This window comes from Hymenobacter ginkgonis (genome assembly GCF_009755225.1).
In the GTDB taxonomy this organism is placed as follows: domain Bacteria; phylum Bacteroidota; class Bacteroidia; order Cytophagales; family Hymenobacteraceae; genus Hymenobacter; species Hymenobacter ginkgonis.
Genome location: NZ_WQKZ01000006.1, coordinates 191,363 through 203,371, shown reverse-complemented (window position 1 = coordinate 203,371; position 12,009 = coordinate 191,363). Strand labels below are relative to the sequence as shown.

Sequence of the window (12,009 nt, the reverse complement as noted above, 5' to 3'; positions counted from 1 at the left end):
GAGCTAATTAAACAGTTATTTAAAACCGCTGCCTTTGCCAGGCAGCGGTTTTTTGTTGGGGGTAGGCTTACTCCGGGCAGCCGTTTGCGTAAGGCTTGGCTGTGAACTTTCGCCTGCATTTATTTGAGTTTGAAGACCAGCCGTGGTTTCCGGCCGTGCTGCGCACAGGCCAAATGGATTACCTGCGGTTTATGATTTCCGGCCTAGGCATCTACCGGCCGGTGGCGCCACTGCTAGCCGCGGCCCTGCGCGACACCCAGCAAAACCAACTCTTGGAGCTAGGCGCCGGCGCCGGTGGCGGCACCGAAACCGTACTGGCTGCCCTGCGCCAACAGCCCCCTACCCCCGCCGGCCTGCACCTGCTCCTTACCGACCTCTACCCCCAGCCCACTGCCTGGGCCGATGTGGCACGCCGCACGGCCGGGGCCATTCGGGGCCACGCCGCGCCCGTCAATGCCTTGGCCGTGCCCACCGACCTAGCGGGCTTTCGGGTACTGTTTTCGGCTTTCCACCACTTTGCGCCGCCCCAGGCCGAAGCGCTGCTACGCGATGCCGTGGCTAGCGGCGCCGGCATCGGCGTGTTTGAAGGCGCAGCTAAAAGCTGGCTCGAAATCGGGTTGGCCCTCACGGTGCTGCCCGTGGCGCAGCTGCTGCTCACGCCTTTTTTCCGGCCATTCCGGCTCAGTAGACTGGTATTTACGTATTTGCTGCCCCTCATTCCACTCACTACCATCTGGGATGGGGTAGTGTCCATTTTGCGTATGTACCCGCCCGCCGAGCTACGGGCGCTGGCCCAGCGCGCCGACCCGGCCGGCCGCTACCAGTGGCAAGCGGGGCAGTTGCGCCACTGGTGGGGGCCGCGCGTCACGTATCTGGTTGGCTATCCAACTCAGGCTTAGCCTGGGTCGCCCTACATTCGCCCCATGCTTGCCGCTTACAAAAAGGCGCTTCCGCTGCTGCGCATTCCGTTTTCGCTGTTTTTAATGCCCATCTTTTGGTTTGGGCTCAGCGCGCTGCGTACGCCGTTTGGCTGGGGGCAGGCGGCCGCGGCATTTGGTATTTTGCACCTGCTGGTGTATCCGGCCTCCAACGGCTATAACTCTTACTACGACCGCGATGAGGGCAGTATTGGGGGCCTAAAAGTGCCGCCTAAAGTAACGCCCCAACTCCTGCACCTAGTGCGGGTCTTCGATGCGCTGGCCGTGGTGGGCTCCTTGCTGCTGAGCTGGCAATTTGCGGCATTGGTGGTGGTGTATTTGCTGGTGTCTAAAGCGTATAGTTACGAGGGTATTCGGCTCAAAAAGTACCCGCTGCTGAGCACTGCCGTGGTCGTCGTTTTCCAAGGCGCCTTCACCTTCTTGCTGACGCAGGTGGGGGTAGGGGCTGGCTCGACCCAGCTATTTGAAAAGACTAATTTGCTGCTGGCGTTGGTAAGCACGCTGTTTTTGTGCGGGTCCTACCCCCTCACCCAAATCTATCAGCACCAAGAAGATGCCCAGCGCGGCGACCGCACACTCAGCCTGCGGTTAGGTATTCGGGGCACGTTTGTATTTGCGGCGGGCGGGTTGCTGGCGGGCGCGCTGGCGATGGGCGTGGCCTACTGGCTACGCGGCGAACTGCGCAATTTGTTGCTGTTCGTGGTGGCAACGGGCCCCGTAGTGGCGCTGTTTACACGCTGGACCTGGCTAGCGTGGAACAACCCCGCCCTAGCCAATTTTGAGTGGACAATGCGCATGAACAAGGTATCGTCGCTGTGCCTGAGCGCGGCGTTCATAGCCATGTTGGTGCTGCATTTTGGGTAACAGTTTATAAGAAAAAAGAACGTCCTGCTGAGCTTGTCGAAGCAGCTCCCTCGCCTCGTTGAAGGATGCGAGGGAGCTGCTTCGACAAGCTCAGCAGGACGTTCTCTTTTGCTTCTTTAACAGCAAAACAACGCCTTAGCCATTCATAGCCAGCAAGAATTCTTCGTTATCCTTGGTGCCTTTCATGCGGTCTTTGAGGAACTCCATAGCTTCAGTGGCGCTCATGTCGGTCATGAATTTGCGCAGCACCCACACGCGGCTCAGCTCGTCGCGGCTCATCAGCAAGTCTTCGCGGCGGGTGCCGGAAGCCGGAATATCAATGGCCGGGAACACCCGCTTGTTGGCCAGCTTGCGGTCAAGCTGGAGTTCCATGTTGCCCGTACCCTTGAATTCTTCAAAGATAACTTCGTCCATCTTCGAGCCGGTTTCGATAAGCGCCGTAGCGATAATCGTCAACGAGCCAGGGCCTTCAATGTTCCGAGCTGCACCGAAGAAGCGCTTAGGCTTTTGCAACGCTCCCGCGTCGATACCACCCGAAAGGATGCGCGACGACGACGGCTGCACCGTGTTGTAGGCCCGCGCCAGGCGGGTAATGGAGTCGAGCAAAATCACCACGTCGTGGCCACATTCTACGAGGCGGCGCGCTTTGTCAAGCGCCATTTCGGCGATTTTCACGTGGCGGTCAGCCGTCTCGTCGAAGGTCGAGCTGAGCACTTCGGCTTTCACCGAGCGCGCCATGTCAGTCACTTCCTCGGGGCGCTCATCAATCAGCAGAATGATGAGGTATACCTCGGGGTGGTTTTCCGAAACGGCGTTGGCAATTTCTTGCAGCAGAATGGTTTTACCCGTTTTAGGCTGCGCCACAATCAACCCGCGCTGGCCTTTACCGATGGGCGCAAACAGGTCGAGCACACGGGTACTCACCTGGGTAGGCTTGGTAGTAAGCTTCAGCTTTTGGTCAGCAAAGAGCGGCGTTAAGTGGTTGAAAGGCACGCGGTCGCGTACTTCCTCTACCGTACGGCCGTTCATCATTTCGACGCTCACCAGGGCGAAATACTTTTCGTTTTCGCGGGGCGGGCGCATGGTGCAGCTCACCGTATCGCCCGCCTTCAGGCCGTACTGGCGCACTTGCTGCGGCGACACATAAATATCGTCGGGCGAAGCCAAATAGTTGTAATACGGCGAGCGTAGGAAGCCGTAACCCCCATCGGGCATCAGCTCCAAGGTGCCCGAGCCGGGCACGGTGAGGTCAAGCTCGGGGGCACGGGGTGGGCGTTGGGGCTGCTGGCGCTGGTTGTCCTCGCGGCGCTCTTGGGGCTGGCCATTGGGCGTTACAGGCTGGCTAGCAGCCCCTTGCTCGCCAGCAGGCTGGCCATCGCCGCCCGTGCGCTGGCGCTCTTCGCGGCGCTGCTGGCGTTGGGCTTCGCGCTGGGCGTAGCGCTCCTCACGGCTGAGACGGGGCTGGTCGGTAGCCCCTACCCCATTGGTGGGGCGTGGCTCGCGCGGCTGGTCGTTGTTGAAGCGGGCCTGGCCGTTGCCATTTTCGCGCGGCTCGCGGGGCTCCCGAAACTCGTTGCGCGGCTGGTCGTTGCGGCCCAAGCGCGGGTTGTTGTCGCGGGGCTCGCGGCCATCGCGGTTTTCACGGTCGAAACGCTGCTCGCGGCTTTCGCGGCGGTCGGGGTAGGTTTCGGTAACGGTAGCTGCCTCAGCAACAGGCTGCTCGGCCGTAGCGCCATCCCCTTCGGTGGCCGGCGTGGTATCGTCTGAGCTGGCTACGGCAGTGGCAGGCTGGTTGGCATCGCGGCGCGGCAGTGGGCGGCCGGCGCGGTCTACTCGCTCGCGCCGCTCGCGCCGGATGGGGGCACTTTCGCCTGCCGAGTGCGTTTCGGCAGTGGGGTTGGTTTCGGTAGGCGGCACGGTAGCTTCCTCAGCTGCCACCGAAATAGCTGCTACATTTTGTTCATCAGCCTCCACTACTTCGAGGCGGGTAGGCTGCTCTACTTCGACAACTACTTCATTCGCAGGCTCTACTGGGGCCACCGCAGCTTCGGGGGGGGTAGGAGCGGCTTCGTTGGCGGCCGGCGCGGCTACATCAGAAAAGGGCTGCTCGGCCACAGCGGGCCGGCGGCGCCCGGCACCACCGCGGGTGCCCCGGGCAGGGGTAGGCTCGGCGGCAGGCACGGCCTCCGCTACCGGCGCAGGCGGTGCGGGGGTAGCGGCGGGCTCTGCGGCTGGTGCGGCGGCCACTTTTTTGCCGGGCAGCTGGTCGGCCGGGAGCACCGCCTGCTGGTCGAGGATTTTATAAATCAAATCCTGCTTGCTCAGGCGCTTGAAGTTGCCGACGTTCAGCTGTTCAGCGATTTCCTTGAGGTCGGACAGCAGCCGGTCCTTCAGCTCGTTGAGGGTGTACATAAAGGGGGTAGGGAAGAGAAATCAGAAGGGTCCTGGCCCGGTGCGCAGCAACCAGCGCCCACCAGCGGCTGGGCCACGCAAAGCCAACCCGGCCCCGCAGGCCGGAAACCAACAACACGAAGCGCTAAGGCGCCACATAACCAACAAAGCGGCGGGCAACAGACAGGAAATGAGTGAGGTGACTATAGACAACCGACAGCTCCACCAAAAGCGAAATGACTGGGCCGGTTGCGCAGCGGGCGAGCCCGTAAGGCCTGCCCTAGCTAACCCCGCGGGCTAGCTTGCAACTGCAATATTACTCCATTACGAGCAAACCTCCAACAGGGTTGAATGAATGAAAAGTTTAGAAGGAGGAAGCTAGAATTGAAAAGTAAGTGAAGAATTTGACAATAATTTCTCCTTTTTCATTCTCGGTGCCTTATTCCGAATTCCAACTTTCAAAAAACTACCTTTGCCGCATTATGCTGCAACTTTCCGTTCTCAAAGACCAGACTGAGCGCGTGTTGGCCGGCCTGGCCAAGCGCAATTTTAAAACTGCCGAAGCCGACGTACGGGCCGTGCTCGACCTCGACCAGCGCCGCCGCTCGCTCCAAACCCAGCACGACCAAGCCCAAAGCGAAGCCAATGAATTGGCCCGCCAGATTGGGGGCCTCATGAAAAGCGGCGATAAAGCCGGCGCCGAGGCCCTAAAAGTGCGCACGACCGAACTCAAAGCCCAGATTAAACTGCATGCTGATGAGCTGACGGCCACCGAGAAAGCGCAAACCGAACTGCTCTACAAAATTCCGAACGTGCCGCACGAAAGCGTGCCCGCCGGCCGCTCGGCCGAGGACAATGAAGTGGTGCGCGAAGCCGGTACCAAGCCCGAACTAGCCGCCGGCGCCCTACCCCACTGGGAACTGATTAAGAAGTACGACATCATTGATTTTGAATTGGGTATCAAAATCACGGGAGCGGGTTTTCCGGTGTACAAGGGCCAGGGCGCACGGTTGCAACGGGCGCTGGTTAACTTCTTTCTGGATGAAGCCCGCGACGCGGGTTACCTGGAGGTGCAGCCACCCATCTTGGTAAACGAAGCCAGCGGCTACGGCACCGGCCAGCTGCCCGATAAAGAGGGCCAGATGTACCACGATGCGGCCGATAACCTCTACTTGATTCCGACTTCGGAGGTGCCGATTACCAACCTGTACCGCGACGAGATTATTCCGGTTGAAAAGCTGCCCATCCGCAACACGGGCTACACGCCATGCTTCCGCCGCGAGGCCGGCTCCTGGGGGGCCGATGTGCGCGGGCTTAATCGCCTGCACCAATTCGACAAGGTCGAAATTGTGCAAATCACGCAGCCTGACAATTCTTACGCGGCCCACGCAACGATGGTAGCCCACGTCGAGCAATTGTTGCAAAAGCTAGAGCTTCCCTACCGGGTGCTGCGCCTCTGCGGCGGCGACATGGGCTTTACGTCGGCGCTCACCTACGACCTCGAAGTGTGGAGCGCAGCCCAGGGCCGCTGGCTCGAAGTATCGTCGGTTTCCAATTTTGAAGCCTTCCAGGCCAATCGCCTTAAGTGTCGTTATAAGGTAGAAGGCGGTAAAACACAACTGCTACATACGCTCAATGGCTCCGCTCTGGCACTGCCGCGCATTGTAGCAGCGTTGCTCGAAAACAACCAAACGGCCGAAGGCATTCGCCTGCCGCAAGTACTGCACGCTTACTGCGGATTCGACACCATAAAATAGCTTGAGCGCTGATATAAGGCTCGACGCTATATAACTTTTCTTAGATAGAATGGGTAGCACCACCTTTAAAGAGGTGGTCTACCCATTCTTATTTTAATACAATTAAGATAATAAAATATTTTCTGAAACTAGCAGCTTTTTAGCTTGGCCTCAGAAAAAATATAAATCTTTCTCTTTTTCAACCTCAAAAAGTATCATTTCTAAAAGGTGTTAGTAGTTTGGTATTGTCAACGGCCTTACTATTAAGCTCATGCCAATCTCTACTTTCTATCGCACCACCCTCTTTGCCTTCGGAGCTGGCTTGCTATCTATAGTAGGCGCCCAAGCTCAAAATAGTCCGGCAGGGGCAAAAACCTTGATGGCCAACTCAGACGCCTTTGCCCTAGCTAGCCCCAGCAGCCAGCCCACGGCCGAGCCAGCTACTGAAGCAGCCGTCAACCTTAGCACGCCCCCGCCCCCGGAGGCAAGCGCTTCCTTCTACGACGATTCGCACAAAGACCTAAGCCCCGCGCTGGCTTGGATGCAGGAAACCAACTCCATCGCGCCCACTTACTGGAACCTATACACAGAGTCGCGTATCCGCCTGAAAATGAAGGATTATCACGGCGCTCGCACCGTTGCTGAACAAGCCTACAAGTTGGCCGTCAAAGCCATGCCCGTTAGCAAAGAATACGTGCTGCTCAGCGCCAATATGGTAGCGCAAGCGCATCTGCTGGCTCAGAAATAAGCCGCGGCCAGCGTACGGGCCCTATCCCCTTATACAACAATAAAACCCGCCTTTGTGGCGGGTTTTATTGTTTGAGGCCGGCACGTATGCACCCTCCCTAGTAGCTTCGTGCTTATGAAGAATTTTGCCATGCACGTTAGCGCAGCGGTGGTGCTTACAACCACCCTGCTGGCGGCCTCCGCCGCTCAAGCCCAGATTACTACCCCCCAACCCAGCCCCAAGAGCACGATAATGCAGCGGGTGGGCCTCACTGATGTTATCATTACGTACTCGCGGCCAGGGGTAAAAGGCCGGCCGGTCTTCGGCACGCTGGTACCCTATGGCAAGCGCTGGCGCACGGGCGCCAATGCCACCACGAGCATCAAGTTTTCGGACGATGTAACGATTGAGGGCAAGAAAATTCCGGCCGGTGAATACGGCCTCTACACCATTCCGAACGCTACGGAGTGGACGGTAGTGCTTAACAAAAGCCTCAAGCAAGGCGCTGATGTGGACGGGTTTAAGGATGACCAGGACGTGGCCCACTTTACCATTAAGCCTTACAAGCTGGCTACCAAGGTCGAAACCTTTACCATCAGCTTTGCTGAGCTGACGCCTGCCACCGCCACCGTGGACATTCTGTGGGATATGACGGGCGCGAAGTTCAAGATAATGAGCGATGTAGATGGCAAGGTACAGGCCCAAATCGACGAGAAGGTCATTAAAAACCCTACCCCCACTACTGCCGACCTAGCGTCGGCCGCGGTTTACTACTTCGACAACAACAAAGATTCGAAGCAGGCGCTGACCTGGATTCAGAAGGCCAACGCCACCGAACCTAAGTACTGGAACGTGAATACAGAGGCACGCATCCAACTGAGAATGAAGAACTATCGCGCGGCCATCGCGGCCGCCGAGCAGTCGAAAAAGCTGGCCCTGGCTGCTACCCCCGCCAATGGAGACTACGCCAAAATGGGCGACGAGCTGGTAGCCGAAGCCAAGAAAATGGGTAAGTAATTGCCGTCTAAATTAAAAAAGGCCGTCTTGCACCGCTGGTTATTCAGTGGTGCAGGACGGCCTTTTTGTGGGCCTAGACCCAGCGCCGGACCGGCGGGTCCTACCCCATTGCTTTGTTCAGAGCCACGATAGCGGCCTTGTAATCTTCGCGGGCGATGATGAACTGGATGTTCACCTTGCGCAGCGCAAAGCCAGCGCTGCGGATATTGATACCGGCTTCGGCCAGCGCGCCGGCGGCGTGCGCCAGCAGGCCCGGCTGGTCGATGTTGGAACCGATGAGGCAGACCATCGACGCATTTTCGACGGTGATTTTCTCGTATTTGGCCTCCAGCTCCGCGACGAGCTGCGGCTTCAAATCTTTCTGCCAGATGAGTAACGAGATGCTGTTGGCGCTGGTGGCCTTGAAGATGTAGCTGACGTTGAGGTCGTAAAAGGCCTGCATCAGGTGCAGGTCGAAGCCGGCGGTGCCCACCATTAGTGGGTCGTAAATGTCAATCATCACCACTTTATCGGTGCCAGTGATGACTTCGACGTGCTTTTTCTCCGAAACAAAATCGCGGGTGATGAGCGTGCCGGGGTGCTCGGGGTCGAAGGTGTTTTTGATGCGCAGGTCGATGGCGTTGATTTCCAACGGCTTCGATGCTTTAGGGTGGATGGCCTCCATGCCCACATCGGCAAGCTGGTCGGCCACGTCGTAGTTGGTGAAGCATACCGGGTGGCACTGGTCCACGCCCACCAGCATGGGGTCGGCCGAGCAGAGGTGGTATTCCTTGTGGATGATGGCTTCCTGCGGCTGCACAGCTACGGCTATCTTACTGAAAGTCACTTCCGAATAGCCACGGTCGAACTCACGCATAATGCCTTCGGTGCCCTTGGTGTAGCCCGTGGCAATGCAGATGGTATTGGCAAAGTCGATACCCGCGAAGGCTTGCTGAATGCGCTCGTCGATGGTGAGGGCGCGCGCGTCGTCGAAGCCGCTGAGGTCGATGAGCGTGGCGCCTACCCCCCGGTTTTGCAAGATGTTGACCGAGTTGAAAGCCGAGTGCGCCTCGCCGATACTGGCCAGGATTTCGCGGGCTGCTTGCAGGATATTAGTGCTGTTGACGTAGCCCGAAGCCAGCACGTTGGTCAGGCTTTCGAGGTAGGTTTGGGCCTGGTTGATGCGCTCGGCGATAAAGGCATCGGCTACGGCCAGGTCGAGGCCTAGCGGGGCGTAGGCCTTATTTAGCTCTTGCAGCTTAGCGGCCACTTCCTGGAGGGCTGCTCGGAATTCCTGGTTTTGGGTGATGTGGTGATATACGCCGGGCGCGCCGGTTTTCTTATTCTCCAGCAGCCAGTTAGTGACGTTGGCGTAGGCCGAAACGACGAAAATGCGGTTGTATACTTCCTGGCCCTGGCGGCCGTGGAAAATGATGTTCTGCAGAACATCGGCGAAGGCGGTCATGGAAGTACCGCCGATTTTTTCTACTGTGAGCACGAGATATTGCAAAAAGAAAATGGCGCCGGGCAGTGCCTCGGCGCTCGCAAACTTAGAGCTTAACTAAAAAAGAACGTCATGCTCATCTGGCGTCCGCTTGCCGAAGCATCTCGCTCGAATCGTTAGGTTACTACCCTAGCGGCCCAAGCGAGATGCTTCGGCTGCGCTCAGCATGACGTTCTTTTTTAGCTAAAGCGTACGTTTATTGAATCCTACTTGCCGCCCGACTCTACCAGGTTGGCCAGAATGCGGAAGGCACCCGGCACGCCGGCCGGCAGCTCCCTAAACAGCGATAAGCCGGTGTAGATGTAGCGCCCTTTGCCGTAGGGCGCCACCAGAATGGCGCTCTGCTTATCGGTTTCGCCGGGGTCGTGGCTGGCGATAACCGTTTGATAATGTGCATCCCAAGTGGAGGGGTAGTACAGTCCCTGCTCCTGCACCCAACCCTGAAAATCGGCCGCCGTGATTTTATTAGGAGCGCTCAGCAACGGGGTTTTGGGGCTGAGGAAGGTTACGGGGGCTCCTTCCACCGTCACGCGGTCGGCCGACAGGGAGAGGGGGTAGGGGCCAATTTCGGGCAGCACAGTGCCGCGGTTCACCACGTACTGCACCAGCATGGTGCCGCCGTTTTCGACGTACTTCAACAGCTCGGGCTGCTGGGTTTTGAGGCGGTCGAGGACGTTGTAGGCGCGCACGCCCAGCACTACGGCGTCGTACTTGGCGAGGCGCTCGGCGGTGAGGTCGGTAGCGGGGTCGAGCAAGCTCACCGTATAGCCGAGTTGGCGCAGCGCCTCGGGCACTTCGTCGCCGGCGCCCATGAGGTAACCGACGTTTTTAGTGTGGCCGCGCGCCACGTTCAGTTTCACCAGCGGCGCCGTGGCCTCGGGGAATAGCGTTTGGGTCGGAATGTGCGGGTATTCAATCGTCTGAATGCCCCGGCTGTATTGCTGGCCGCCCACGGTGGCTACGGCATGCAGTTCGCTCTTGCCCTCGGCCGCGCCGGCCAGCGGGCGGAGCGTGAAGTTGACAGTCTGCTCGTCGTCTTTATTCTTCAAATTGAAAGCTACCGTGGCCGGCTCAGCTTGCCAACCAGCGGGCACCTGCAAGGCCAGAGACCCGCCTACCCCCGCCTGGCCGGCGCGCAGCGTCACGGGTACTTGCTTGGGCTGCTGGTCGGCAAAGACGTAGGCGCGAGCGGCGGGGATATTCACCATCACCGGCGGCACCACGGCCAGCGGCTGGTAGAGTTCGCCAAGCACGGGGTCGGTGTGCTTGTATTGGACGGGGACAGTAATAGCGTAGTAAGGAACACCGTTTACGACGTACGAAAAGCTCACTGATGCGACCGGCGCATTCTCGGGCATACCGCGCACAAAATGAGTGATACTCTTAAAGTCAGATTCCGGCTCCGAAAACTTGTACATGCCAACCGAGCCTGGCTCCCGTAGCCAGTAGGGCTGTGAAATCAGCGCGTTAGTAAAGCTCGAAATAGGTAGCGTTCCCGTCACACGCTTACCAGGCGTTAATTCGGCAGTTTGCTTCGCGTCTACGCGTGGGTCATCTAAGGTTATGGTCGTTACATCGCCCGGAAAGTGGCTTTTTGAGAGCCTGACTTTATTCAGCGTTATGGGCAGGGCCGACCGATTCAAAATTTCATACGTAACGGAAGTTTCTCCACCGCTGGCAAGGGTCGGCTCATTGACCGTTGCCTCCGCATAAATTCCTGCACAAGCTTGCAGCAGGGTAGCAATAGCGGTCAGCTTTTCATCCAGCCAGAAAAAATCCTTCGCACCCGTTCTCAAGCGAAGGAGTGCTTCGTGAATTTTGGCCAATTCTGCCACGCTCGCGCTCGGATTCGCCGCGTCGTACTTCCGAACTACTTCATCCACCATTTTTCCGATGGCTGCGCCGCCTGGCACGCGGTTCCAAGTCTGGTCGATGCCATCGAATAAATCCTTCTGCGCGGCGGCGCCTTTCACCGGCTGGAAATACTCCGGCGCCTCGCCGCGCTGGGCGGATGCACCAAAGCCCTGGCTGCGGTGCTGCGAGCGCGAATGGGCCGCGATTTCGCCGTAGCTCTGGCCGAGCAGCGGGTTGTAGCCGCCGGCGTCGAGGGTGAGGTAGCCGGCCATGCTTTCGCCGGGCTTCACGAAGTAGCTGCCGGTGTTCCAGAGCAGGCGCTTGGGCTGCCAGGCTTGCACGTATTTGAGCTGCTCGGGGAAGCGCTTGGGGTCGCCGGCGGCGTCGAAGGCTTCGGCGGCTAGGATGGCGCTGGCCTGGTGGTGGCCGTGGCCGGCGCGGGCATCGGGCGGGAAGCGGGTGATGAGCACATCGGGCCGACGCTGGCGAATTACCCACACCATATCGCTGAGCACCTGCTCCTTATCCCAAATGGTGAAAGTCTCGGCCGACGTCTTGCTAAAACCGAAGTCGTTGGCACGGGTGAAGTATTGGTGCGCCCCGTCGATGCGGCGCGCCGCGAGCAACTCCTGCGTGCGGATGACGCCGAGCTGCTCGCGCAGTTCGGGGCCAATGAGGTCTTGGCCGCCGTCGCCGCGGGTGCAGCTGAGGTAGCTGGTTTCGAGCAGGCGGCCGTTGGCGAGGTAGGCCAGCAGGCGAGTGTTTTCGTCGTCGGGGTGGGCGGCGATGTACATCACCGAACCTACTACATTCAGCTTTTTCAGCCTTAGCAGGATTTCCGACGACGTGTAAGTTTTGGGGGCTTGCGCCGTGGCAACCAGCCACGAGCACGGCACTAACAGTAGGGCCAGCCCCAGGCGGGCGGCAGCGCGTAAAGAGAAGGGCATAAACAGCAAACCAGTTCGGGCCGTGAAGTTACCGGGCGAAGCGTTTGTGCTC

General features: G+C 58.9%; 8 protein-coding genes. 5 read left to right on the top strand and 3 right to left on the bottom strand.

Annotated features, from left to right (window positions below; all coding sequences use genetic code 11):
- The first annotated feature begins 101 nt into the window (after positions 1-101).
- Both GO988_RS20665 and GO988_RS20660 read left to right on the top strand, forming a co-directional pair.
- Complete coding sequence (locus tag GO988_RS20665; protein ID WP_157569174.1) at positions 102-899, top strand: class I SAM-dependent methyltransferase; 798 nt, start codon at positions 102-104, stop codon at positions 897-899.
- Positions 900-923: 24 nt separating this feature from the next.
- Positions 924-1,802, top strand: coding sequence for a UbiA family prenyltransferase (locus GO988_RS20660; RefSeq protein WP_157569172.1), 879 nt, complete (start codon positions 924-926; stop codon positions 1,800-1,802).
- Positions 1,803-1,937: 135 nt separating this feature from the next.
- Here GO988_RS20660 and rho read toward each other — a convergent pair whose 3' ends face one another.
- Positions 1,938-4,214, bottom strand: a complete 2,277-nt coding sequence (rho, locus tag GO988_RS20655) for a transcription termination factor Rho (RefSeq protein ID WP_157569170.1) — start codon at positions 4,212-4,214, stop codon at positions 1,938-1,940.
- 461 nt (positions 4,215-4,675) lie between these two features.
- Between rho and serS the strand changes: the two genes are divergently transcribed.
- The 3 genes from serS (at position 4,676) to GO988_RS20640 (ending at position 7,673) form a co-directional block, all read left to right on the top strand.
- Positions 4,676-5,950, top strand: a complete 1,275-nt coding sequence (serS, locus tag GO988_RS20650) for a serine--tRNA ligase (RefSeq protein ID WP_157569167.1) — start codon at positions 4,676-4,678, stop codon at positions 5,948-5,950.
- A gap of 250 nt (positions 5,951-6,200) precedes the next feature.
- A complete protein-coding gene (locus GO988_RS20645) occupies positions 6,201-6,677 on the top strand; it encodes a hypothetical protein (protein ID WP_157569166.1) in 477 nt (158 codons plus the stop codon).
- Positions 6,678-6,791: 114 nt separating this feature from the next.
- Complete coding sequence (locus GO988_RS20640) at positions 6,792-7,673, top strand: DUF2911 domain-containing protein (protein ID WP_157569164.1); 882 nt, start codon at positions 6,792-6,794, stop codon at positions 7,671-7,673.
- Positions 7,674-7,773: 100 nt separating this feature from the next.
- Here GO988_RS20640 and GO988_RS20635 read toward each other — a convergent pair whose 3' ends face one another.
- Both GO988_RS20635 and GO988_RS20630 read right to left on the bottom strand, forming a co-directional pair.
- Complete coding sequence (locus GO988_RS20635) at positions 7,774-9,150, bottom strand: aspartate kinase (protein WP_198172953.1); 1,377 nt, start codon at positions 9,148-9,150, stop codon at positions 7,774-7,776.
- A 212-nt stretch (positions 9,151-9,362) separates the two neighbouring features.
- Entirely contained in the window at positions 9,363-11,957 is a 2,595-nt protein-coding gene (locus GO988_RS20630) for a PIG-L family deacetylase (protein WP_157569162.1), read from the bottom strand.
- Positions 11,958-12,009: the final 52 nt, after the last annotated feature.